This is a genomic window from Acinetobacter nectaris CIP 110549 (genome assembly GCF_000488215.1).
In the GTDB taxonomy this organism is placed as follows: domain Bacteria; phylum Pseudomonadota; class Gammaproteobacteria; order Pseudomonadales; family Moraxellaceae; genus Acinetobacter; species Acinetobacter nectaris.
In genome coordinates, this window is sequence record NZ_KI530739.1 from 1 (window position 1) to 23,417 (window position 23,417).

A 23,417-nucleotide genomic window follows, 5' to 3' on the forward strand; every position below is an offset into this window, starting at 1 on the left:
AAGCCAAAGGTCGTGTAGAACGTGCCAATAGAACCCTTCAGGATCGTTTAATTAAAGACATGTTTTTGGAAGGTATTCATTCAATTGCTGAGGCAAATGCTTGGTTGCCCTGCTTCATTGAGCAATTCAATCAGAAGTTTGCTAAATGTGCGAGAAATCCAAAGAATTTACATCGCCAACTGATAGAATCTAAGATTGAACTTGATGATATTTTTACTTGGCAAGAGCCACGTAAAGTCACCAAGAGCCTAACGATTACTTATGACAAATGTATTTATATTCTGGAATCTACGGAATTGAATCAAAAATTGGTTGGCCAATACATCTCATTCTTAGAATACCCTGATGGAACTGTAGCAATCATGCATCAGGGTCGAAAGATCACTTACCGCATTTTCAATAAATTATCTAAATTACAGCAACATGAAGTTGTTGAGAATAAACGCTTAGGAGCTGTACTTTCTCATATTCAAGAACAACATGAGGAATTAGAAAAACAAAATAAACGTTCGAGATCAAAACACATGCCGAATCGTAAAGCTCAACAGGCCATTATTGAACAAAGAAAATTAAATCCTGTGCTTGACACATTGAGTTAAAACAGGACATTTTAAATGGGTTTTCGCATAGACATTTTAATTGGTGAATAACAAGATAAGTAGTAAAACCACCTGACTAAGAAACTAATTTTTCCCATTATTTCCCCATTTCAAATATGCTGGTCTTTGACTTAAAAGATCATAATAGTCTTTCACATAAGTTAGATCAGGTTTTTCAAAAGGTGTTAAATACCAACGTTGTACTGAAAGTCCAATACTAATATCAGCAAGAGAAAAATGATCACTAACAATATAATATTCTGTTTTCTCTAATTGTTTATCTAATATAGTCATCATATTATTCCACGAGTTAATACTTTCTTTAACAAGTGCTATATCTTGATGATTAGGTGACTTACGAACAATATGTTGTAGAGCATATGTCCAACTATTATTGAGCTCTATACCCTGCCAATCAATCCATTGATCAATCTTAGCACGTGTTTTATTATTATCTGGATATATGTGTTTTCCACTATAAGCATTAGATAGATAGCGAATAATAGAATTAGATTGCCAAAGTATAAAATCATTATCAATTAGTACAGGAATACTAGCATTTGGGTTTACTGTAATAAATTCTTGTTCTTTCGTAGATCTAAAACCACGTCCCCAATCTTCACGATCATATGCTAAATTTAACTCTTCACATAACCATAAAACTTTTCTAACATTAATTGAGTTTGCTCGCCCTAAAATTTTTATCATATAAATCTATTATTAATTCAAGTATATACTTCTTACAAATATATCCTATTTAACTTTATTTTTACTACTATTAATCAAGCTAAAAAATGCTTTCAGAAATTTTTCTTCACTTCTTTTGATTCAATTTTTGTAGAAATATTCCTATTTTCTTTATAGTCTTTAGCCAATCGATTGATCATTATTTTATTTAGTTTTTAAATTACTTGGTTCTGTCACATTAAGCAATTAAAGGTGACAGAAGTAAGATTATCTCTTTCTTAGAATATTTTAGCTTTGCTTCTTCTAGTTAAATCTTAGCCACTCTATACACTGTAGCCACCCCTACCCCAACTGCCTTTGCAATTTCTTCCTTAGTCATGCTCTCAAGTGCTAATAATTGCTTAATACGAGCGTGTTTAGCCCGATTAGGAGCTTTTCCTTGAGGTTTATAGCCAGAACGCAATAAACCCTGCTTAATGCGCTCTTTTCGTTTCTCATTATCTAACCTTGCCATCGTTGCAAGTAAATCAATTAGCATTGAGTTAATTACTGAAAGTATTTCACCTGTAATTCCATCTTGAGCTAAATGATGTGTTGTTGGTAAATCAGCAACAACTAATCTAAGCCCTTTTGCTTTGATTTGCTGTTTAAGTACATCAAAGTCTTCTTGGGATAACCTAGATAACCGATCTACACTTTCAACTAACAGAACATCACCATTGTTAGATTCACTAAGTAACTTGTTTAATTCAGGACGAATAAGTTTTGTTCCCGAAAAGTTTTCAATGTATGAACAATAGTTAGATGAGTAACTTTTACTAAAATTAATTAAGTCATCTAATGCTCTTTCAGCATCTTGGTCTTTGGTAGATGCTCTTACATAAATTCTTACGATACTCATATCAATTAGACTTCAATATTTAAGTGAAATAATAAAAATAAGATTTTGCATGATTTTTTATATAAATGATAGTCTAACGATAGTTTTCATAAAAATGATGAATTTTCTAACTTGGGTATAATCTAAAGATAGATTCAATAAAAATGCTCTTAGAAATAGAAATAAATAACAAAAAATAGGTTTTTAAAGTTTTTAATAATCTTTTAATACTTTTAGACAAGCTGAAACTATTGTTAATTAAGAGTTATAGAGATTATATGACGACAATCTCCGTTCTATATGACGACAATCTCCGTTCTATATGACGACAATCTCCGTTCTATATGACGACAATCTCCGTTCTTTTAAAGACTTTTATTTATATTGACGTTATAAAGACTATATTATATTGTGACTGTATAATAAATGGAGTTTAAAATGGGCAATGAACTCATCGTTAAAGATAATATTCTAATTAATGCTAGTTACAATTTAGAAGTTACAGAACAAAGATTAATCTTATTGTCTATTGTTAGAGCAAGAGAGACACAACAAGGAATTACTGCTGAGAGTAAGCTCACAATTCATGCAAGTGATTATATGAATCATTTTCAGGTTGATAAAAGTGCAGCTTATGAGGCTTTAAAAGGAGCGGTTCAGAATCTATTTAATAGACAATTCTCTTTTAAAGAACAACAAGATGATGGAACGGAATTTGTCGTTAAATCACGCTGGGTCAGTCAAATTGCATATGCAGATGATAAAGCAGAACTACATATTATTTTTGCTCCATCAGTTGTTCCTTTAGTCACAAGATTAGAAAAACATTTTACAAGCTACCAACTTAAACAAGTTTCACAGCTTACAAGTAAATATGCTATTCGACTTTATGAAATACTTATATCTTGGAGAGAAGTTGGGAAAACACCAATAATTAATGTTGAGGATCTACGTTATCGACTTGGTGTTGAATACACTGAATACAAGCGCATGAGTGATTTTAAAAAGCGTGTACTAGATGTTGCTGTAGAGCAAGTAAACCTCTATACAGACATTCAAGCAAAATATGAACAATCAAAATCAGGTAGAATTATTGTAGGTTTTACATTCACCTTTAAAAGATCATCGGTCAACACTATTTCTAATAAAGAAAAAGACCAAAATACTTTAGACATATTTACTAGCATTACAGAAAAGCAAGTAAGTTTTTTTGCTAATAAACTTGCATACGATGAACAATTCTCAAGTAAATATGCTCGAATAGGTGAAGAATATATAGACTTAGAAAAGCGATTATATAAAGATCTTTTAAATCCAAAATTCATTCAGAATAATCTAAAAACCCTTGAGAGATTAGGATTAAAATTAAAGTAATTTAGTTCTAAAATAAAATAGATATAGTTTTATTTTAGAACTAATATAGTTCTAGTTCTAGTTCTAGTTCTAGTTCTAGTTCTAGTTCTAGTTCTAGTTCTAGTTCTAGTTCTAGTTCTAGTTCTAGTTCTAGTTCTAGTTCTAGTTTGAATCATTCAATTGTTTGAGTGCATATCTAATTATGCCACTATGGGTTTGTCCATATTTCTCTGCCAAATCTCTTAGTAAGTTATATTCATACTCATTCATTGGGAGAGTGTGATTTTTATATTTCCTTGGAGCCCTCGGATTTAAAACACTGTCTCCTGAATTTTCTAAATTAGATCCATTAATAAAAGAATTTACATCTAGATCTTGTTTGTTCGGTTCTCTTTTTTTAATCACTGAAGAATCTCCCTCATTAAGCTTTCAAACTCATTTTTAGCCTTGGGGTTATTTGCTTCTGTGACACCTTTACCTTCCGAAATTGAATCTCTATATACTTTTCTATCATGTATTACAGATTGCAGTGCAGTAAAAATAGGGAAATCGGCCAAATACTCACTAGCCTGTTGAACCTCAGAAACACTAGGATTCGTTGGAGCAAGCGTTAATAAGCCGAATGCTTTTAAATGTTGATTAAAAGATTGTGCCTGATCAATTATCTCTGTTAAATGTGGCAATGTATCTAAGTCAAATTGAGATGGTCTAAAAGGAACAATAATCTTATCCGCAACTAACATTGCAGTACGAAGTTCTTTACTATCATGGCCAGCAACGTCTACAACAACATACTCATAACGATTTACTAAATCTTTTAATGTGCTTTTTACATCATCATAGCGTTGTATACAATGAACCTTTTTTAGATCTGTTTCATCACGATCCTTTACCCAATTAGCAGAGCTTTGTTGTCTGTCTGCATCTACTAGAACAACGTCTTTATCGCTACTGGCAAGAAAAGCTGCAATGTTAATTGCGATTGTAGATTTACCACAACCACCTTTTTGACTTCCGATAAGTAGTATCATATTGGTATTTATTTAGAACTAAATTAACACTAATTTAATCTCAATTTAACACTAAGTAAAGTCTTATTTATAGTTTTTAGTTTCAAATTAGTTCTTATTTTATCCCCAATCAGATTGATAAGGGATTTGTAAATAATTCTTTATAAGCTAGTTTTATATGCTTTCAATAATTAATTTTTTCATTTCTAAAAAATGTGCTTCACTGAAATCCTCAATCTTTTCCCAATCCAAAGCTGTCTTTTCTGCAACATGATCTTCTAAAATTTTTAAAGGTTGTGCTGTAGCATAGGCAACAGATAAAATTTGGCATGCCCTCTCTATGGTATACATATCATCAAAAGCAACACCAATAGAGTGAGAAGTAATGAGGATGCCATGATTCCCCATCATTAAACGTTTTTTATCCTTAAGTAAGTTTGCTAGTCGTTTTCCTTCCGCAATTGAATCAGCCATTCCTCCATAATGCTTATCATAAGCAACGCGATTAAAATAACGGGCTGTGTTTTGATCTATGGGTAAAATTTGAGGGTTTTCTAAGCATGCAATTGCTGTAGCATAAATTGGATGTAAATGTAGTACAACACGAATATCAGGTCGTAATTGATGAATTTGACCATGTATTGATAACGCTGTTGTGTCAATCTGTTCATGATAGTTATTTATTTTCTGGTTAGTATCAATGAGAATTAAATCATCAGGCTCGATAGTAGAAAAGTGCTTCCATTTGGGGTTAATCAGGAATTTTTTTCCATCTTCAGATACAGCTGCACTGAAGTGATTTGCAACAGCCTCATGCATACCTAATTTTGCAAATAATTGAAAGCATGCTGCCAAGTCAACTCGTATCTTCTTTTCATACATTATGTTTTTCTCCATTTTTGTTAGTTTTATTTTATGGTTTTTTTATAAAATCTTGCATCGGATTTTTAATAACTTTGCATAAGAATTTCAAAATTACTTTTTTATTCAAAATTATGTATAACTTTTATTCTAGAAAATATTTTAAATTAAACCTTTAAGTGGTTGGAGTTTCTTTATGCATATTTTAAATAAGGGCTTAAGTCCATTGTTAGTAATACTTTTAGCAAGTGGTTTAATAGCATGTAGTAGTAAAAGTGAGCCTAAAAATGCTAAAGAAACAACCCAAGATGTAGCACAAGTTTTTAAAGTTGGTTCAGATATTACTTTTCCTCCATTTGAGTATATGGAAAATAACAAACCAGAAGGGTTTGATATTGATTTAATGAATGGGATACTTAAAAAAGGGAATATAAATACTAATTTTATAGACACTCGATTTACTAATTTAATATCAGGTTTAGAAAGTGGGAAATTTGATGCAGTAATTTCGGGTATGTATATAACACCTGAAAGGCTGATGAGAGTAGATATGATTCCTTATTTCAAGTCAACAGAGTCTGTTATTGTACTCAGTGATTCGACATACATACCCAAAGTTCGCGATGATTTATGTGGTAAAACCATTGCAACTCAAAAAGGATCTCTTTTTCCTGACCAATTAAATCAAATTTCTAAAGAAAGTTGTATTACAAAAGGAAAAAAAGCTATTACAGTAAGAGAGTTCGACACCTCACCCCAAGCAGTACAAGCTATTCTTGCTAAAGCAGCAGATGCGCAGTATGACGATACTAGCGTAGCAAGAAATACTGTAAAAAAACTGAATCAAAAAGTAAAAATCACTTCAACTGAGCCGTTTTTTCCATTTATTGGTGGAATTGTTGTACGTAAAGGCGATACGGTTACATATAATCATATCGAAGATGGACTACAAAAAATGAAACAATCAGGTGAATATAGTTCATTAATTAAAAAGTATGATTTAATTGCACCAACTGATGAAGAAATTAAAGTCTTTATGGATCATATAAAGGATAAAAAATAATTATAGTGAAAGATAAATTAAATTTTTTGTATAAAAATAGTGCTAAATTTAATTAACAAATATGAGTCAATATTAATGAGTGATTATATAAAAATAACATGTGCAGAAAAAGATGCTTTGTTAGCGCAAGAGTTTAGATTTGAATTTCCTGTTCAATATACAGAATATAATCGTTTATCTCAGCAAGATTTATATGAAAAAGTATGCGATCAGGATGTAATTATCATTAGTGATTTAACTATAGATGAAAAAGTTTTAAAGAATAATCCTAATTTAAAGTTAATTGCACTGTGTTCTACAGGCTTTGATCATATTGACCTTGAACAACTAAAATCTAGAAATATAAAAATTTGTAATATTCGTGGTTATGCAGGCGATGCTGTTGCAGAACATGCTTTTTTACTCATGATGAATTTAATAAAGAACTTTTCGACACAGTTGAATGCTGTAAATAAAGGATCATGGTCGAAGGGACAAGCTTCTTTTTATTTGGCTGCACCTATGTATGAATTGAAAGGTAAAACTCTTGTAATTTTAGGTAAAGGTGAAATTGGTCTAGCTCTAGCAAAAAAAGCGGACGCTTTTGGTATGAAAGTAATTTTTAGTGAGCGTAAAAATGCAACATCTTGTCGTCAAGGTTATATAGATTTTGATGATGCTATACAACAAGCTGATATTTTATCATTACATTGTGAATTTAATAAGCAAACGATAGAAATTATAAATTATGATGTCCTTAAAAGAATAAAAAAAGGCTGTATTTTAATTAATGTGGGTAGAGGGGGGCTACTAAATAATCAAGATGTAGTGAATGCATTAGAGCAAAAATTGTTGGGTGGGCTTGGAATAGATGTTTTAGATATTGAACCACCACCTAAAAATCATCCCTTGCTTCAGTTAGAGCATTTAAACGTTATGGTAACGGCACATATTGCATGGGCAACTAATGAAGCACAGCAAAGACTTTTTAACATTTTAGAAGATAATATCAATTCAAATATTTTAGGGTCTGAAAAAAATTTGCTGTAATGATCGCGAATCATGGATAACCCATTTTTTCAAAATTTTGAAATTTAGTTGAGTTGAGTTGAATAGCAACTCATTAATAAGCAATTATCATACTCGCCATAAGATTGAACACTGAGCGATGTTTTAAATGTTCAATATGATCTAATTTTTAAGTTATTATTTATACTTTATCATCAGCTATAGGCTTATTTTATTTCATATTTCAGTAATTTGGATGAAATGAGTCTTCTTTAGGCTAAAATCTCTGTCTTTGCGTTACTCAGAACTCAAACACCTCGTATCACTAAATACACCTTTTAACTCACCTGCGACTGCTCTAAGATCGTTGTTTAGGTCAAAGTAAAGTAGCCCTCTTTTTATCGTTTATAGTTATTTAGAAACATAGATAAATATCTAATGAATATTGATAAAGGCAATATTAAATTTTCCCTCCCTTGAAGAGAAGGGAAGAAAACAATATTATAAAAATATAATACTATTCATTTTGATACTGTAAATACTTTTTTTGAATAAGCATATGTTCTGCAATACGTTTGGCATCATGCCATACGCCCCAAATAAAGCTAGACCCTCTACCTGTTAAGTAAGGTAATCCTAAGAAATATACACCAGCCATATCTGTAATACCATTACGATGTTTTGGACATGATGAACTGTCTAAGATATCTAAATTTAACCAACTATAGTCATAAGTGAAGCCAGAAGCCCAAATAATATTTCTAATATTTTCTGTAATAATATCAAGTGATAATATTGGATGCGTAATACATAAAGGATCCTCCAAAAGGATATGGGCTTCTGGATCTTCAGGCAAAGAAAGGCCATTGTTTTTAATAAAAGTATCGGCCTTATTAAGCAATTTTAGGTATGCATCTTCTCCTTCATGGATACTATCTGCTAAATCTTTTTCGAAAGAAATATTATTTTCTGTGAAGGCCTGAGTCATTCCTAATAATGTAACACCTTGTTTAGCTAAAACTTTAAAGTCAATGGTATGTCCACCATGTGCACCACTAACAGCAAAGCCTTTTAATGGTCCATCATTTGGTTTTTCAGCATCCCATCCACCTAGCACACCAAGCCACCATACATTGTCACGGCCACGATATTTTCGAGGTGGACGCTCATGTTTACCAACTGATAAAAATACTTTTTTACCTGCTCGATTAAGCTCATCTGCAATTTGCACACCTGATGAGCCTGCACCTACAACTAAAACTGCACCATCATTAAGTTGAGAAGGGTTTTTATATTCATCAGAATGTATTTGATAAAGTCTTTTATTGTCTAAAGGTGCAATTTTTGGGATTTTTGCTTTTTGAAATGGCCCTGTTGCAATAATAATATGATTAGTTACTAAATACCCTCTAGACGTCTGAATAGAATATTCTGATTTAGATGCTACTTTTGAAACATTTATAACTTCAGTGTTTGTAAAAATGGGGGCATTAATCTGTTTTGCATACTCTTCAAAGTATTTTGCAACCTCCTCATGAGGAATGAATTGATCAGGTGCATTTGGAAAATTTTTATTTGGAAACCGATCATGCCAACATGGGCCATTAGCAACTAAAGAATCCCAGCGGCGACTACGCCATGCTTCGGCAACTCTCGATTTCTCTAAAACAATATGGGCAATACCTGAAGCAGTAAGATGTTCACTCATTGCGATACCAGCTTGGCCACCACCAATAATAACGGTATCTATATTTTTAGGTAAAAGCATTTTTATATCCTAAATATTTAATTAATAAAAAATATTTTCTCTGTCTAGACGTTTTTTGTCCTAATTTCGATATTAGAGATTTGTAATAAAAAATGAAAATCACATATACAAAAGGATTGAATCAAAAAAAACGAATCGAACAGAAAGGATATATCTCATTGTTTTTTTAATACGTATTATCTGAAGTATAGACAAGGAAAATATAAATTGTCCTCGCTGTAGAAAGTTGCATACTAAAGAAATAGATTACTAACAATTCTAGGTATTAGGATGAAGCACACACGAATTCGAATGTTTAATACAAAAACAACTTATCCAGAACAAAACTTAGATAATGATCTTTGTCAAGCTGTTGTTGCTAGAGGCAAGACCGTATTTTTAAGAGGACAAATTGGGCAGAACTTAGATACATCAGAAAGTGTATGTATCGGAGATGTTCAGGGGCAAGCAGAACAAGCAATGTACAATATAAATATGCTACTTAAGGAAGCAGGAGGCGAGATAGAAGATATTTGTAAGATTACAATTTATATTATTGACCCGCGTTATCGTGAGGACGTTTATCGTGTAATTGGAAAATGGCTAAAAGGAGTATTCCCAGTCTCAACTGGCATAGTGGTTTCTGCACTTGCACGCCCAGAATGGCTTGTTGAAATTGATGCTACAGCGGTTATTACTGAATAATTTGGAAGAAGAATATGACATTTTCTATTGTTGCACGTTGTAAAGAAACAGGACAAATTGGTGCTGCCGTATGTTCATCGTCACCAGCCGTTGCATCTAGATGTATACGTGCAAAAACAGGTGTTGGTATTGCAGTGAGTCAAAATATTACAGATCCAAATTTATCTGAGGTTTTACTTAACTTAGTTCGTTTTGATCTTGCCCCAGAAGATGCAATCCATGAGTTAGTATCAAATACAGAGTTTATTGATTTTCGTCAACTTATGGTTTTAGATATACAAGGTCAAACAGCTACTTATAGTGGTAAAAAGACATTAGGTATTTATGAAACTTATACAGATGATCAAGTCGCTTGTGCAGGAAATATGCTGAAAAATAATCAGATCCCTCAGGTTATGTGTCAGAATTTTACTCAAAAAGAAGGTTGTCTCGCTGAACGATTGTTACTTTCTTTAAAAGGTGGATTGGAGGCAGGTGGAGAAGCAGGGCCTGTACACTCTGCTGGTGTATTAGTCGTCGATAAAATGAATTGGCCAATTATAGATTTACGAGTAGATTGGTCTCTTAAGGATCCAATTACTGAGTTATATGAGATATGGAAAGTGTATGAGCCACAAGTAGATGATTATATTGTGCGTGCATTAGATCCATCATCTGCATTAAGCTTTGGAGTACCAGGTAATCTATAATCATTTTTACTTTAGGATATAAATGTGCTAAATCGTATTTCATTGCGTCAAATTGAATATTTTGTGGCGACTGCAGAAAGTGGGAGTATTATTATTGCCTCAGAACGTATACATGTATCATCTCCTTCAATTTCCGCAGCGATTGCTCATATTGAATCAGAATTACAAGTACAACTTTTTATACGCCAACATGCAAAAGGGCTTATTCTAACGAATGTTGGTGAACATCTAATGAAAGAATGTCAGGTAATATTAGCTCGTACAGGTGGTTTGTATGCTTTTGCTGCTAATTATTCTGGCTCAATTCGAGGGCCACTCAAGTTAGGGTGTTTTTCAGCCATTGCACCGATGCTTTATGCTGAAATTATTCATGGATTTAGTAATTTATATAAAAGTGTTAGTTTAGATGTTTGTGAAGATGATCAGGAAGTATTACTTAGCGGACTATTACGAAATGTTTTAGATGTTGTCCTGACCTATGATCTAAATATAGATCAAACTCTTATTCATTTTGAACCACTCGCAAGTTTGCCACCCTATGCATTATTTAGTAAAGAGCACCCTTTAGCAAATGAATCTGCTGTAACAATGGAAGAGCTTGCCGAGTTTCCAATGGTACTTTTAGATATGCCATATAGTAATGAATATTTTATTTCTTTATTTAAGGAAAAAAGACTCAATCCAAAAATTGTAAAAATATCTAAAAATTCAGAAGTGATTCGATCTATGGTAGCCAATAATATTGGATATAGTATCTTAAATGTTCGGCCAAAAACTAATTACTCTTTAGATGGCAAACAGCTTGTACGTGTACGTATTTCGGGTGATCAGCGGCCCATGCAAATAGGTTTAGCAACAGCAAAGAATGCCGCCCTTAATACAGTAGTACAAGCTTTTATTAGTCGATGTCGAGCCTTTATTTCTGACCAGTATATTCCAGGAATGGGTACACCACATTTTTATGATCCACATATTCGTTTAAAGGAAAATCATTGATGTTTAAAACAGCATCTAAAGAATTACTAAAAAAACTTATTGCCTTTGATACGACATCTTACAAAAGTAACTTAGAACTAATTCAATTTATTAAAGATTTATTTGAACAACATGGGATTAGCGTTAAGTTAAAATTCAATACTCAAAAAACAAAAGCATGTCTTTTTGCTAGTATTGGGCCTCAAGATACTGCTGGCATCTTATTATCTGCTCATAGTGATGTTGTTCCAGTTGATGGGCAAGATTGGCATAGCCCACCATTTATCGCTTTAGAAAAAGATGAAAAAATATATGGTCGTGGTACTTCAGACATGAAAGGATTTATTGCCTGTGTAATGTCTATGATGCTAGCAATTGACCAAAAGTTGTTAACTAAACCAATTCATTTCTGTGTTTCTTATGATGAGGAGATTGGTTGTATAGGCGTACGTGATATTTTACCTCAATTAGCAGAGTATTTAGTTACACCTTTACTCTGTATTGTGGGAGAACCCACTTTAATGCAAATTGCCTTAGGCCATAAAGGAAAGTCTGTATTTAAAGCTATTTGTAATGGCCAAGAAGGACACTCAGCATTAGCACCGCACTTTAGTAATGCAATACATGCTGCAAACGCATTAATTAATTCAATCATACAAATACAGCAGGAAATCAGTCAAGGTGAATCAAAAGATTGGCACTACGATATTCCTTATACAACATTACATATTGGTAAAATTAATGGTGGACAAGCATTAAATATTGTTCCAAATGAATGCATTGTCGATTACGAAATTCGTAATATTGCACAAGATAGTAGCTATCATATTCAACAAAAAATATATGAAAGATTAGACAAGGATATATTTAAAGACTTTATTGATATCGAAGAAAAAAATAATTATCCAGGGCTTGGGATTGCTAGTAATATACCAATTGTACAGAAAATTCGAAGTTTATTACCTGTGAATACATCGGTTGGAAAAATTTCTTTTGGCACGGAAGGAGGATTATTTTTTGAAACGCTTGATTGTCCAGTTTTAATATGTGGTCCTGGTTCTATAGATGTTGCACATAAACCGAATGAATATATCGAATGTAATCAATTGAATCAGTGCGATGTTTTTTTAGAAAAATTACTACAATTTCTTCAATAAAAGTTAATATTTAAACATTTTGTTAGCTTCATATTTTCCTTATAAGTAAGTCATGATTTAAAAATTACAAATTTATCTTAAGTTGGTTATAAAAAGAATTACATTGTAAAAATATAACTTGGGAGGTTTGCATGACTTTTGATTGGAGTTATACCTTTGGTTTACTCGCAAACCATGAGTTTTGGAAAGCATCATTAACCGTCATAGAACTTAGTGTATTAGTTTGGATTATAGGTATTGCAGGAGGATTTATTCTTGCTTTAGGAAAACAGTCGAATAAAGTCCTCATTTCTAAAGCAAGTAGTTTATATATTTGGTTTTTTAGAAGTTTACCTCTACTTGTTTTATTGGTATTTATTTATAACTTTCCACAAATATTTCCATCTACCAGCAATTTTTTATCATCTCCTTTTATTTCGGGGCTGATTGCAATGGTTTTAAGTGAAGTTGCGTATATTGCAGAAATTCACCGAGGAGGCTTGAATGCTGTTCCTAAGGGACAAATAGAAGCTGGTAAAGCATTAGGTATAAAATATGGGGGAATTCAGCGTTTAATTGTTATTCCACAAGCAATACGTATTTCACTACCTACTTTAGGTAATGAATATGTCACGATTGTGAAATTGACCTCATTAGTTTCTGTCATTTCATTAACTGAGATTTTACTAGTAGGGCAAAGACTATATACCCAGAATTTTTTAGTCATGGAAACGATGCTAGCTGTTGCATTCTACTATATATTGATAGTGACAGTTTTTGGGTGGCTAATGTCGATTTTAGAAAAACGTATTGATATTACCCGCAAGAATCCTGAATTACTATTAGATAATGACTTAATACTAACAAATATTTCACAAGCATCAATTAAAAAAAGAAAGTTCATTTCTCCACCTAATAAAAGTACTTATGCAATTGAAGCAATTAATATTCGTAAATCTTATGACAAGCAAGAAGTACTTAAGGGAATTAACTTAAAAATTAAGCCGGGTGAGGTTGTTTCTATTATTGGCCCTTCTGGATCTGGAAAAACAACTTTTATTCGCACTTTAAATGGATTAGAGCAATTGACTGAAGGAGAGGTTAAGCTATTGGGTCAAACTTTTTTGAAAGGAAAGGAGCTTACTGATCAATCTAAAGCGTATAAGTCTAATATTGTCAATGTTGGTATGGTTTTTCAGAGTTTCAATTTATTCCCACATAAGACAATTTTAGAAAATGTCATGCTAGCACCTTGTTATCATGGAATTGATACAAAAATGGAAAATAAGATTATTGCATTAGCAATGCTTGAAAAAGTTGGAATGAAGCAGCATGCAAACAAGTATCCACATCAATTATCTGGAGGGCAACAGCAACGTGTTGCAATTGCACGAGCCTTAGCGATGCATCCATCTATTATTTTATTTGATGAGCCAACTTCAGCACTAGATCCAGAACTAGTTAATGAGGTTTTAAAAGTAATCGAAGAACTAGCAGAAGAAGGATTGACTATGGTTATAGTAACTCATGAAATGAATTTTGCATTTCAAGTATCAGATAGAGTAGTTTTTATGGAAGGAGGGCATCTTATCGCAGAAGGTAGTCCAAGTGAGTTATTGAAATCTGATGATATAAGATTAAAAAAATTTATAACAAATTAAAGCATTGACCTTCAATAAAGTGTATGGCTTTTAGCTACGTTGCTTCATATTTGAGGTGGCTGTTTATTATAAAAATGAATAGCCTCATCTTAAAGCAACTACTCAAATTTATACTTGAATCAACTATAGACTCATTTAAAACCACTCATCTATGATATTTGAATAGTTTTGGTATTTTTCTTGCTTTATAGCTAATAACAACATTAAGAATATCAAATAATGAAATATAAACTATATCCTTGTAAAAATCCAAATGCAGAAACTATCATTCTTAGCTCAGGTTTAGGGGGCCATGCCCAGTTTTGGAATCCCCAAATTGATTCTTTAATTCAATATTTCCACGTTTTTGTATATGATCATATTGGCATTACAAATGACAGTTCTAATCTGCCACAAGGTTATTCAGTTAATAATATGGCGCAAGAGCTAAATGAAATGTTAGTTCGAGATAAAATTAAAGTCGATTACTTTATTGGCCATGCTTTAGGTGCCTTTATTGGAGTAGAACTCGCCTTACAAACTACAAAGTTAAAAAAGCTAATCTTAATCAATCCTTGGGCAAAATTGGATCCCCATACACAAAGATGTTTTAATACCCGTTTAAAAATTTTAGATCATGTAGGTGTAGATGCTTATATTCAAGCGCAGGCACTTTTTTTGTACCCACCTGAATGGATATCTATGCATGATCATCAACTACAACAGCAAGAAATAAAAATGATTCAACATAGCTGTTCTAAACATAATATAAAAATGCGTTTAAATGCTTTAAGAAACTATATACCTAAAGATAGGGTTCAGTTATTAGATATACCTTGCTACATTCTAAGTAATCGTGATGATTTTTTGGTACCTTGGCAACAAGGCTTAAAACTTTCAAAATTTATTCAAAATAGTTTTTTTAAGCTACTCGAAACAGGTGGTCATGCATCTACCGTAACACAGCCAATTGAATTAAATACAGAAATTTTAAATATTCTCACTTCTGAACAATGAAAACATCTATTTCTGGTCATGGCTTAATTAAATTATCAATAAGTAGCATTTTGGTGGTTTCTAAAGCAGTCGCTTTGAAATTCTTGTTTTTTAAGCTATGGCCACTAATTAAGTGAATCTGTGTTTCAAAATCAGCATAGTGCTGTGTAACTGCCCAAATATGAAGAATAAGATGTAATGGGGAAATATCTTTAATTTTTCCCTGTTCAATCCAAGTATAAATAATCTTAACTTTTTTTCTTACCCTTGGTTTTAAATGTTTTTTTAAAATATGGGTTAAATAAGGTGCTCCTTGAATCATCTCTAATGCATATAAACGCGATGCTTGTGGATTACGTTTCGATATTTCATATTTCATTTCAATATATTGGGTAAGAACTTCTTTAGGCTCGCTATTTTCAGTAAAGCAGTCTAATGGACTTAACCACTCTTCTAATACAGACGATAAAACAGCAACATAAAGCTCTTCCTTACTCTCAAAATAATAAAAAAGATTAGATTTAGATACATTGGCTGTTTCCGCAATTTTTTCTAAGTTCGCGCCTTGTAGTCCATAAGTTGAAAAAACAGTAAGTGCTGCTTTTAAAATTTGTTTATTTTTTAAAGTCGCCAATGAATCGTCAGTTTTTTTCATTCGTATAGGTGAGGGATAGCCTTTTATAAATTATGAACTAAAAAAAAATAAATTATTGATCATATTTTGTGCGTCCGAGCAATATTAGTGCGATATAAAATTACATAGTAGACTATTTAGTCCAATAAAAAAGTGTTATTAAAATTATAAATTATTGATATTAAATATAAAAATAATTGGCATGTAATATGCATTATAAAAAATGAAACATCATATAAATAGACAATTCAAACGAGGTTTCTATGCAAGTAGGTATATTCTGTCCAATAGGAAATAATGGCTGGCTTATTTCAAAAAGCTCACCTCAATACAAACCAAGCTTTGAACTAAATAAAGAAATTGTTCAAAGTGCAGAAAAATATGGATTTGATTTTGCTCTATCAATGATTAAGTTACGTGGCTTTGGCGGAGAAACTGAATTTTGGGATTATAACCTAGAAAGCTTTACGCTGATGTCAGGCCTTGCTGCGGTTACATCTAGAATTAAAATTTATGCAACAGCAGCAACACTAGTTATGCCACCAGCTATAGTCGCTCGTATGGCAACAACGATAGATTCTATTTCCAATGGAAGATTTGGATTAAATGTTGTTACAGGATGGCAACGACCTGAATATAGTCAGATGGGTTTGTGGCCGGGTGATAGTTACTTTGGTAAACGCTATCAATATCTGTCAGAGTATGTACATGTTTTAAAAGATCTTTGGGGAACAGGATCTTCTAACTTTAAAGGTGATTTTTTTCAAATGGAAGACTGTCAGGTCAAACCACAACCACAAGAAAAAATTAAAATTATTTGTGCAGGACAGTCTGATGAAGGCTTAGCATTTTCAGCGAAATATGCAGACTATAATTTTGTTTTTGGTAAAGGATTAAACACACCAACTGCCTTCGCCTCTATAAATGATCGCTTAAAAAAACAAACAGAAAAAACAGGGCGCAATGTTTCTACTTTAGCTTTATTCATGGTGATTGCAGATGAAACAGACAAAGCAGCAATGCAAAAGTGGCGAACTTATAATGAGGGAGCAGATTTAGAAGCAATTGATTGGTTACAAGATCAAGGTGCAAAAGATAAAACTTCAGGAGGTGATACAAACATACGTCACATGGCTTCAAGTGTATCGCCTGTAAATATTAACATGGGCACACTTGTAGGTTCATATGAAAAAGTAGCTCAAATGCTCGATGAAATTGCAGAAGTTAAGGGCACAGAGGGAATTTTACTTACCTTCGATGATTTTGTGAAAGGCGTCGCAGACTTTGGGCAAAGAATTCAACCTCTCATGAAAAGTCGTATAAATGCAGATACTGAAGTCCCTTCTTTAATGAATGGATTAAAAGAGGAGAAACTCGCATGAGTATTATTTGTGCAGATTTTACAGCAAAAGATAGCCCTGTCTTAGATGCAGTGCCTGAAAGTATTCAGTTAGATCCTAAGCAAACAGCGCTTATTGTGGTCGATATGCAAAATGCTTATACAAGCCTTGGAGGATATTTAGACTTAGCAGGATTTGATGTCTCAAAGACTAAGCCAGTTGTAGAGAATATTCAAAAAGCAATTGATACTGCACATCAAGCAGGTATACAGGTTATTTTTTTCAAAAATGGATGGGACTCTAATTACGTAGAAGCAGGAGGGGAAGGTTCACCAAACTTTCATAAGTCAAATGCATTAAAAACAATGAAGAAAAAACCTGAATTACAAGGAAAACTTTTGGCAAAAGGCGGGTGGGATTATGAACTTATTGATGATTTAAAACCTACTCCACAAGACATTGTTATTCAAAAGCCTCGCTATAGTGGATTCTTTAACACCAACTTGGATAGTACTTTACGCTCAAAAGGAATTAGAAATTTAGTTTTCACGGGTATTGCGACAAATGTGTGTGTTGAATCAACACTTAGAGATGGTTTTTTCTTGGAATATTTTGGCATTTTATTAAGTGATGCATGTTATCAAGCGGGTGATATTTCTGCACAAGAAGCAACTTTATTTAATGTAAAAACATTCTTTGGTTGGGTTTCAGATACACAAGATTTTAGATCAACTTTTCAAGGAAAATAAATATGCCAAAACAAGAAATTATCCCTAAAAATAGCCATCCTCCAATAGCACCTTATGTACCTGCAACAAAAGCAAATAATATTGTATATGTATCAGGTACATTACCGCTAGATGAGCATCAAAATGTTGTCAATGTTGGAGATGCAAAAGCACAAACACATTATGTGCTAACAACAATTAAGAAAGTAATTGAGGAGGCAGGTGGCACAATGAATGACATTACCTTCAATTCTATTTTTATTAAAGACTGGAATGACTATACAGCTATAAATGAAGTTTATGCCGAGTATTTTCCTACAGAGAAACCAGCACGTTATTGTATTCAATGTGGTTTAGTAAAACCCGAAGCTCTGATCGAAATCTCATCTATTGCCCACCTTGAATAAGTATTACAAAAAATAAAGAGTTTGCTGATAAGGAGAAATATTATGGCAACATCTACCCTCGAAAGCCCTGAAAAAAAAGTATTACTCACTGAAACACAAAAAAACTTTAGAAATGCGATGAGTCAATTGGCTGCTGCTGTCAATATTATTACCACCGATGGACCTGCAGGAAGATCAGGATTTACAGCATCTGCCGTATGTAGTGTGACAGATGATCCACCAACCTTATTAGTTTGTCTAAATCGTAAAGCTTCCGTTTATCAAACATTTAAAGACAATGCCACACTCTGTGTAAATACACTCTCTGAGCAGCATGTTTCACTCTCTAATTCATTCGGTGGAAAAACACCCATGGAATCAAGATTTAGTCAGGGAAAATGGAAGAAACTTGCGACTGGTGCACCTGTATTAGATGATGCTGTTGTTACTTTTGATTGCTCAATTAAACAGATTGTAAGCATGGGAACACATGATATTTTCTTTTGTGAAGTATTAGAAACCCGATCTAATCTTGGATCGCAGGGCTTAATTTACTTCGATCGTGCTTATCACCAACTTGTACGGCAGTATTAAGTATTAGATAGCAGGAGGATTGGTCATGAAACAAAACTGGTTCAATACTTGGCAGAAATTTCAGGGTGATTTAGAAGAAACACCTGTTGGAATGAATGAATATTTACCGCTAGGACAATCTCTATTTTTAGGTGCTCAACATGCGTTTGCTATGTTTGGCGCCACAATTTTAGCACCTTTATTAATGGGGTTCGATCCAAGCCTCACAATGCTCATCACTGGTATAGGAACCATTTTATTCTTTTTAATTACAGGTGGCCATGTCCCAAGCTATTTAGGATCAAGTTTTGCATTTATTGGTGCTGTTGTTGCAGTAACAGGCTATTCAGGTGTAGGTGCCAATCAACATATTGGACTTGCATTAGGCGGTATAGTTGTTTGTGGCTTATTGTACAGCCTTGTAGGCTTTATAGTGACACGAGTCGGAACACGTTGGATTGAAAATTTACTTCCTCCAATCGTCACAGGTACGATCGTAATGATTATTGGGCTGAACTTAGCACCTGTAACGATAAAAAGTGTTGCAAGTAGTACTTTTGATACTTGGATGGCATTGATTACTGTTATATGTATTAGTTCTCTTGCTGTATTTACAAAAGGAATGCTTAAACGCTTATTGTTATTGGTCGGTTTAATCGTTTCTTATGGAATTTACTTTGTACTTACCAATGTTCTTCACTTAGGAAAAGCCATCGATTTTTCGAGTGTTGAACAAGCCTCTTGGTTTGGCTTTCCAACATTACATGCACCTATCTTTACTATGCATGCTACTTTATTAATTGCTCCTGTTGTTATTATCTTAATTGCTGAAAACTTAGGTCATTTCAAAGCAGTGAGTGCTATGACAAATCAAGATATTTCACCATATATGGGACGCGCCTTTTTAGCTGATGGTTTATGCACCACACTTTCAGGTTGTGTTGGTGGTACAGGAATGACAACCTATGCTGAAAATATTGGTGTAATGGCTGCTACGAAAATTTATTCAACTATCGTATTTGTTATTGCAGGTGTATTTGCTATTGCTTTGGGTCTATCCCCTAAATTTGGTGCATTGATTAGTACAATTCCTATAGCAATCTTAGGAGGTACATCAATTGTTGTATTTGGTTTAATTACAATATCGGGCATTCGTATTTGGTTAAATCATAAGATTGATTTCAGTCAAAACCATAATCTTTTTATTGCAGCCATTCCAATTATTATGGGAACTGGAAACTATTCAATTCATTTAGGAAGCTTCGATTTGGGGGGTATAGGTACAGCAACCTTTATCACAATCTTTCTTAATGTTCTTTTAAATAAAACTATTAACCATTCTAAAGTAACTATTTAAAAATAGTAGGCATAATTAAATGAATATAAAAGATACAAATATTATTGGGCATTATATTAATGGTGAATTTCTTGAGCCAAGCTCAGAAATGCAAACTGTCTATAATCCTGCATTAGGTATAGGAAAAAAGAAGGTACTTCTCGCAGATGAAAACACTGTTGAACAGGCTATTCGGTGTGCTCATGTAGCTTTCCCTATATGGAGAGATACTCCTGTAGCAAAACGTACCAAAGTTATGTTCAAGTTTAAACAACTATTAGAAGAAAATATGGAGTATTTATGCGAATTAATCGGGCAAGAACATGGGAAAATTTCTCATGATGCTATGGGAGAGATTCAGCGTGGAATTGAAAATATTGAGTATGCTTGCAGTGCACCAGAATTATTAAAAGGTGAATTTTCTAAAAATGTTGGAACCAATATTGACTCTTGGAGTGAGTTTCAACCTCTAGGCATCGTGGCAGGAATTACACCATTTAACTTTCCTGCTATGGTTCCTTTATGGATGTTTCCAATGGCAATAGTATGTGGAAATTGCTTTATCTTAAAGCCATCAGAAAAAACGCCTTCAGCAGCCTTATTCCTTGCAGAACTTTTGACTCAAGCTGGTCTTCCCAAAGGTGTTTTTAATGTAGTGAATGGTAATAAAATTGCTGTTGACTATCTATTACAACATAATCTCATACAAGCGATAAGCTTTGTTGGTTCTACCTCTATAGCATCTTATATTTATGAGACTGCAACTAAATTTGGAAAACGTTGTCAAGCATTAGGCGGTGCCAAAAATCATGCTGTAGTTTTACCAGATGCTGACTTAGATAATGTAGCGAACTCACTACTCGGCGCTGCATTTGGGTCATCAGGTGAACGTTGTATGGCTTTATCTGTTGTAATAGCAGTTGGTGATCATATTGCAGATACATTAGTTAAAAAGCTAAAAATAGAAATAGAAAAATTAAAGGTGGGAATTCACAGTAATACTCATAATGATTTTGGACCATTAATTAGTAAAGAACATAAAGAAAAAGTTGAATACTATATTACAAAGGCAGAAGAGGAAGGGGCAGAGATTGTAGTTGATGGTAGAGATACTAAGCCTTTAGGTTATGAAAATGGTTTCTTTGTAGGTGCTACACTCATGGATAAGATATCTCCTAATATGGAGAGTTATCAACATGAGATTTTTGGTCCTGTACTGCAAATTATCCGTGTAGAAAGTATTCAACAAGCGATGCAAATCATCAATAACCATACTTATGGAAATGGAACTTGTCTCTATACAAAAGATGGGGAAGCTGCTCGTTATTTTTCCACACACATTCAAGTAGGAATGGTTGGTATAAATGTTCCTTTGCCGGTACCTGTTGCATATCACAGTTTTGGAGGATGGAAGAAATCCTTATTTGGAGATCTATATGCTTATGGACCTGATTCTGTAAGATTCTATACTCATCGTAAAACAATTACCCAACGTTGGGTAAGTAAAAATTTTATTGAAGAAAAACAATTTTCAATGCCTACGTAATCTAAGGAATATTTATGTCTTTTATAGAACAACTCGCAAATCGTCGTAGTATTTATGCGCTTGGAAAAGATGTAGAGCTTAGTGAATGTGAAATTAGTGAATTAATCCAAAAAGCTATACAGCTCAGTCCATCAGCATTTAATTCCCAGTCCTCAAGAGCAGTTATCTTATTTGATGAATTCCATACACAATTTTGGAATATTATATATAAAGCATTAGAAAAACTTGTTCCTGAAGATAAGATTATATCCACACTAAAGCGAATGAATAGTTTTTCTGCAGGAAAAGGTACAGTCTTATTTTATGAAGATCAGAAAGTCATTAGAGATTTAGAAGAAAAATATGCCTTATATAGTGAAAACTTTAAAACGTGGTCAGAACATTCAACAGCTATGGCACAATTGGCTGTTTGGACAGCTCTATCTGAGAGAAAGATAGGAGCATCTTTACAACACTATAATCCAATTGCAGATGAAGAAATTGCAAAAGCTTTTGATGTCCCAAAACACTGGAAGTTATGTTCACAATTAGTATTTGGATCAATTGAGAACCCTCCGACAGAGAAAACTATAACTGTTGATAATACTCGTTTCAAAGTGATGCTATGATTATTTCATCCATCATTTGGCTTTAAAATAAGTAAAAAAAGCATGGCTCTATGATTTCGTGCAAGCTTATCAAAACTGATAGTGATTGCACGAAACCATTTTAATTTTGAAAAACTACTAATTAACCCGAATCCTGCTTAAGGAATTAATTTAAGTTACTGTTTTATATATTTTTATATAAAATAAGTGCTTGGCTTTACAATCTAGTATAACGAATAGACTGATTTCCCTTTAAAAAAACAGCTCTGAGTGACTAAAATTGTATGCTACATAATTTCAATACTTGATAAAAATACCATAAGCGAATGATTTTAAAATAAAAGCTTAAACAGGATTCAGGTTAATTAACCTAAGTATAAACATTCGCTCATGTTTTAATAACTAAAAGAAGCTCTCAGCAACTGCATTATCATTACAATTTCCTCACTACTCCTCATACTTCTTTCGAGATTATGATATTTGCAAATGTTTGCCATTCATGGCTTGTGTATTGACTGCATTAGTCTGATTTGAGGGTTCTTCGCAATATAGCAATCAATAATGCATTTAAAATAGATTTGTAATTATTCTGAATTTCATCGACTAACCACAACAAATCTTAGAAACGAATCAATGACGACAGCGATATAATTATCTCTCGTGTGTAAGAGTATACGTAATGTCAGTCACCCTGAGAAATACAATTTCGCAAGGATTAAGATGATTAGGATTAAATTGTCGATCTAAAGTGTTTGCAGCAATGACTGTTGGACTGTGCTATACGTTTACGATAACCACGCTGTGTTTAAACTCACCTGATTTCATTAAGTCAATGTACTCAATTAATTCGTCATTTTCACCAATCTCTTTCAAATCACAGTGAGTCTTGCGATAGTTGGCATACTTATAGCTTAGATTTAGATAATAAAATTTATATTCATATTATTAGAGAAATTCCT

At 33.0% G+C, this 23,417-nt stretch carries 23 protein-coding genes and 2 pseudogenes; 17 read left to right on the forward strand and 8 right to left on the reverse strand.

Features of this window, described 5'->3' with window-relative positions:
• A pseudogene (locus P256_RS12705) lies at positions 1-599 on the forward strand (ISNCY family transposase); the annotation flags it as partial.
• Between the two features lie 84 nt (positions 600-683).
• On the opposite strand, the gene P256_RS12710 reads toward P256_RS12705, so the two are convergent.
• Both P256_RS12710 and P256_RS12715 read right to left on the reverse strand, forming a co-directional pair.
• Complete coding sequence (locus P256_RS12710) at positions 684-1,307, reverse strand: glutathione S-transferase family protein (RefSeq protein WP_023274102.1); 624 nt, start codon at positions 1,305-1,307, stop codon at positions 684-686.
• 286 nt (positions 1,308-1,593) lie between these two features.
• The gene (locus tag P256_RS12715; RefSeq protein ID WP_023274103.1) at positions 1,594-2,187 is read right to left on the reverse strand and encodes a recombinase family protein; all 594 of its coding nucleotides are present in this window, start codon (positions 2,185-2,187) and stop codon (positions 1,594-1,596) included.
• A gap of 417 nt (positions 2,188-2,604) precedes the next feature.
• Between P256_RS12715 and repM the strand changes: the two genes are divergently transcribed.
• On the forward strand, positions 2,605-3,540 hold the full coding sequence (repM, locus tag P256_RS12720; protein ID WP_023274104.1) for a replication initiation protein RepM: 936 nt from the start codon (positions 2,605-2,607) through the stop codon (positions 3,538-3,540).
• A gap of 141 nt (positions 3,541-3,681) precedes the next feature.
• On the opposite strand, the gene P256_RS12725 is transcribed toward repM, so the two are convergent.
• From P256_RS12725 to P256_RS12735, 3 genes are all read right to left on the reverse strand, one after another.
• Complete coding sequence (locus tag P256_RS12725; protein WP_023274105.1) at positions 3,682-3,924, reverse strand: hypothetical protein; 243 nt, start codon at positions 3,922-3,924, stop codon at positions 3,682-3,684.
• A complete protein-coding gene (locus P256_RS12730) occupies positions 3,921-4,550 on the reverse strand; it encodes an AAA family ATPase (RefSeq protein ID WP_023274106.1) in 630 nt (209 codons plus the stop codon). The genes P256_RS12725 and P256_RS12730 overlap by 4 nt, the downstream gene beginning before the upstream one ends.
• A gap of 153 nt (positions 4,551-4,703) precedes the next feature.
• On the reverse strand, positions 4,704-5,426 hold the full coding sequence (locus tag P256_RS12735) for a class II aldolase/adducin family protein (protein WP_040332370.1): 723 nt from the start codon (positions 5,424-5,426) through the stop codon (positions 4,704-4,706).
• A gap of 160 nt (positions 5,427-5,586) precedes the next feature.
• On the opposite strand from P256_RS12735, the gene P256_RS12740 reads away from it, so the two are divergent.
• Positions 5,587-6,453 (forward strand): ABC transporter substrate-binding protein, encoded by an 867-nt coding sequence (locus tag P256_RS12740; protein WP_023274108.1) that lies wholly within the window; start codon positions 5,587-5,589, stop codon positions 6,451-6,453.
• 75 nt (positions 6,454-6,528) lie between these two features.
• Positions 6,529-7,482: an NAD(P)-dependent oxidoreductase gene (locus P256_RS12745; RefSeq protein ID WP_023274109.1), complete on the forward strand. Its 954-nt coding sequence runs from the start codon at positions 6,529-6,531 to the stop codon at positions 7,480-7,482.
• A gap of 475 nt (positions 7,483-7,957) precedes the next feature.
• Here the strand turns inward: P256_RS12745 and P256_RS12750 are convergent, their stop codons facing one another.
• Positions 7,958-9,208 (reverse strand): flavin-containing monooxygenase, encoded by a 1,251-nt coding sequence (locus P256_RS12750; protein ID WP_023274110.1) that lies wholly within the window; start codon positions 9,206-9,208, stop codon positions 7,958-7,960.
• A 270-nt stretch (positions 9,209-9,478) separates the two neighbouring features.
• Here P256_RS12750 and P256_RS12755 point away from each other — a divergent pair, with 270 nt between their 5' ends.
• The 6 genes from P256_RS12755 to rutD all read left to right on the forward strand — a co-directional run bounded on the left by P256_RS12755 (position 9,479) and on the right by rutD (position 15,349).
• Positions 9,479-9,892, forward strand: coding sequence for a RidA family protein (locus tag P256_RS12755; RefSeq protein ID WP_023274111.1), 414 nt, complete (start codon positions 9,479-9,481; stop codon positions 9,890-9,892).
• A 14-nt stretch (positions 9,893-9,906) separates the two neighbouring features.
• The gene (locus P256_RS12760; RefSeq protein WP_023274112.1) at positions 9,907-10,581 is read left to right on the forward strand and encodes a DUF1028 domain-containing protein; all 675 of its coding nucleotides are present in this window, start codon (positions 9,907-9,909) and stop codon (positions 10,579-10,581) included.
• 24 nt (positions 10,582-10,605) lie between these two features.
• Positions 10,606-11,577 carry a LysR family transcriptional regulator gene (locus tag P256_RS12765; protein WP_023274113.1) on the forward strand — a complete coding sequence of 324 codons (972 nt, stop codon included), beginning with the start codon at positions 10,606-10,608 and terminating at the stop codon, positions 11,575-11,577.
• Positions 11,577-12,713, forward strand: coding sequence for an acetylornithine deacetylase (gene argE, locus P256_RS12770; protein ID WP_023274114.1), 1,137 nt, complete (start codon positions 11,577-11,579; stop codon positions 12,711-12,713). The genes P256_RS12765 and argE overlap by 1 nt, the downstream gene beginning before the upstream one ends.
• A 131-nt stretch (positions 12,714-12,844) precedes the next feature.
• A complete protein-coding gene (locus tag P256_RS13565; RefSeq protein ID WP_023274115.1) occupies positions 12,845-14,353 on the forward strand; it encodes an amino acid ABC transporter permease/ATP-binding protein in 1,509 nt (502 codons plus the stop codon).
• A gap of 219 nt (positions 14,354-14,572) precedes the next feature.
• Positions 14,573-15,349, forward strand: coding sequence for a pyrimidine utilization protein D (gene rutD, locus P256_RS12780; protein WP_023274116.1), 777 nt, complete (start codon positions 14,573-14,575; stop codon positions 15,347-15,349).
• 16 nt (positions 15,350-15,365) lie between these two features.
• Here rutD and P256_RS12785 read toward each other — a convergent pair whose 3' ends face one another.
• Complete coding sequence (locus tag P256_RS12785) at positions 15,366-15,983, reverse strand: TetR family transcriptional regulator C-terminal domain-containing protein (RefSeq protein ID WP_023274117.1); 618 nt, start codon at positions 15,981-15,983, stop codon at positions 15,366-15,368.
• A gap of 242 nt (positions 15,984-16,225) precedes the next feature.
• Between P256_RS12785 and rutA the strand changes: the two genes are divergently transcribed.
• The 7 genes from rutA to P256_RS12820 are packed head-to-tail and all read left to right on the forward strand — an operon-like array spanning position 16,226 to position 22,479.
• Positions 16,226-17,344, forward strand: a complete 1,119-nt coding sequence (gene rutA, locus P256_RS12790) for a pyrimidine utilization protein A (RefSeq protein ID WP_023274118.1) — start codon at positions 16,226-16,228, stop codon at positions 17,342-17,344.
• Positions 17,341-18,051 (forward strand): pyrimidine utilization protein B, encoded by a 711-nt coding sequence (gene rutB / locus P256_RS12795; RefSeq protein WP_023274119.1) that lies wholly within the window; start codon positions 17,341-17,343, stop codon positions 18,049-18,051. The genes rutA and rutB overlap by 4 nt, the downstream gene beginning before the upstream one ends.
• Before the next feature lie 2 nt (positions 18,052-18,053).
• Complete coding sequence (gene rutC, locus P256_RS12800) at positions 18,054-18,437, forward strand: pyrimidine utilization protein C (protein ID WP_023274120.1); 384 nt, start codon at positions 18,054-18,056, stop codon at positions 18,435-18,437.
• A 42-nt stretch (positions 18,438-18,479) separates the two neighbouring features.
• Positions 18,480-19,010, forward strand: coding sequence for an NADH-dependent FMN reductase RutF (gene rutF, locus P256_RS12805; RefSeq protein ID WP_023274121.1), 531 nt, complete (start codon positions 18,480-18,482; stop codon positions 19,008-19,010).
• Positions 19,011-19,035: 25 nt separating this feature from the next.
• On the forward strand, positions 19,036-20,346 hold the full coding sequence (locus tag P256_RS12810) for a solute carrier family 23 protein (protein ID WP_023274122.1): 1,311 nt from the start codon (positions 19,036-19,038) through the stop codon (positions 20,344-20,346).
• 19 nt (positions 20,347-20,365) lie between these two features.
• Positions 20,366-21,871 carry a CoA-acylating methylmalonate-semialdehyde dehydrogenase gene (locus P256_RS12815; protein WP_023274123.1) on the forward strand — a complete coding sequence of 502 codons (1,506 nt, stop codon included), beginning with the start codon at positions 20,366-20,368 and terminating at the stop codon, positions 21,869-21,871.
• Between the two features lie 14 nt (positions 21,872-21,885).
• Positions 21,886-22,479 (forward strand): nitroreductase family protein, encoded by a 594-nt coding sequence (locus P256_RS12820; RefSeq protein ID WP_023274124.1) that lies wholly within the window; start codon positions 21,886-21,888, stop codon positions 22,477-22,479.
• A 384-nt stretch (positions 22,480-22,863) separates the two neighbouring features.
• On the opposite strand, the pseudogene P256_RS13570 reads toward P256_RS12820, so the two are convergent.
• Positions 22,864-23,352: pseudogene (locus P256_RS13570) on the reverse strand (DDE-type integrase/transposase/recombinase); the annotation flags it as partial.
• Positions 23,353-23,417 lie beyond the last annotated feature (65 nt).

What these genes read in the sequence shown, in the direction of transcription:
- rutA (WP_023274118.1), top strand. Translation starts at nt 16,226, where the DNA reads ATGCAAGTAGGTATATTCTGTCCAATAGGAAATAATGGCTGGCTTATT.
- rutC (WP_023274120.1), top strand. Translation starts at nt 18,054, where the DNA reads ATGCCAAAACAAGAAATTATCCCTAAAAATAGCCATCCTCCAATAGCA.
- rutB (WP_023274119.1), top strand. Translation starts at nt 17,341, where the DNA reads ATGAGTATTATTTGTGCAGATTTTACAGCAAAAGATAGCCCTGTCTTA.
- argE (WP_023274114.1), top strand. Translation starts at nt 11,577, where the DNA reads ATGTTTAAAACAGCATCTAAAGAATTACTAAAAAAACTTATTGCCTTT.
- P256_RS12810 (WP_023274122.1), top strand. Translation starts at nt 19,036, where the DNA reads ATGAAACAAAACTGGTTCAATACTTGGCAGAAATTTCAGGGTGATTTA.
- P256_RS12745 (WP_023274109.1), top strand. Translation starts at nt 6,529, where the DNA reads ATGAGTGATTATATAAAAATAACATGTGCAGAAAAAGATGCTTTGTTA.
- P256_RS12785 (WP_023274117.1), bottom strand. Translation starts at nt 15,983, where the DNA reads ATGAAAAAAACTGACGATTCATTGGCGACTTTAAAAAATAAACAAATT.
- rutD (WP_023274116.1), top strand. Translation starts at nt 14,573, where the DNA reads ATGAAATATAAACTATATCCTTGTAAAAATCCAAATGCAGAAACTATC.
- P256_RS12710 (WP_023274102.1), bottom strand. Translation starts at nt 1,307, where the DNA reads ATGATAAAAATTTTAGGGCGAGCAAACTCAATTAATGTTAGAAAAGTT.
- P256_RS12820 (WP_023274124.1), top strand. Translation starts at nt 21,886, where the DNA reads ATGTCTTTTATAGAACAACTCGCAAATCGTCGTAGTATTTATGCGCTT.
- P256_RS13565 (WP_023274115.1), top strand. Translation starts at nt 12,845, where the DNA reads ATGACTTTTGATTGGAGTTATACCTTTGGTTTACTCGCAAACCATGAG.
- P256_RS12815 (WP_023274123.1), top strand. Translation starts at nt 20,366, where the DNA reads ATGAATATAAAAGATACAAATATTATTGGGCATTATATTAATGGTGAA.
- repM (WP_023274104.1), top strand. Translation starts at nt 2,605, where the DNA reads ATGGGCAATGAACTCATCGTTAAAGATAATATTCTAATTAATGCTAGT.
- rutF (WP_023274121.1), top strand. Translation starts at nt 18,480, where the DNA reads ATGGCAACATCTACCCTCGAAAGCCCTGAAAAAAAAGTATTACTCACT.
- P256_RS12755 (WP_023274111.1), top strand. Translation starts at nt 9,479, where the DNA reads ATGAAGCACACACGAATTCGAATGTTTAATACAAAAACAACTTATCCA.
- P256_RS12750 (WP_023274110.1), bottom strand. Translation starts at nt 9,208, where the DNA reads ATGCTTTTACCTAAAAATATAGATACCGTTATTATTGGTGGTGGCCAA.
- P256_RS12760 (WP_023274112.1), top strand. Translation starts at nt 9,907, where the DNA reads ATGACATTTTCTATTGTTGCACGTTGTAAAGAAACAGGACAAATTGGT.
- P256_RS12715 (WP_023274103.1), bottom strand. Translation starts at nt 2,187, where the DNA reads ATGAGTATCGTAAGAATTTATGTAAGAGCATCTACCAAAGACCAAGAT.
- P256_RS12740 (WP_023274108.1), top strand. Translation starts at nt 5,587, where the DNA reads ATGCATATTTTAAATAAGGGCTTAAGTCCATTGTTAGTAATACTTTTA.
- P256_RS12730 (WP_023274106.1), bottom strand. Translation starts at nt 4,550, where the DNA reads ATGATACTACTTATCGGAAGTCAAAAAGGTGGTTGTGGTAAATCTACA.
- P256_RS12735 (WP_040332370.1), bottom strand. Translation starts at nt 5,426, where the DNA reads ATGGAGAAAAACATAATGTATGAAAAGAAGATACGAGTTGACTTGGCA.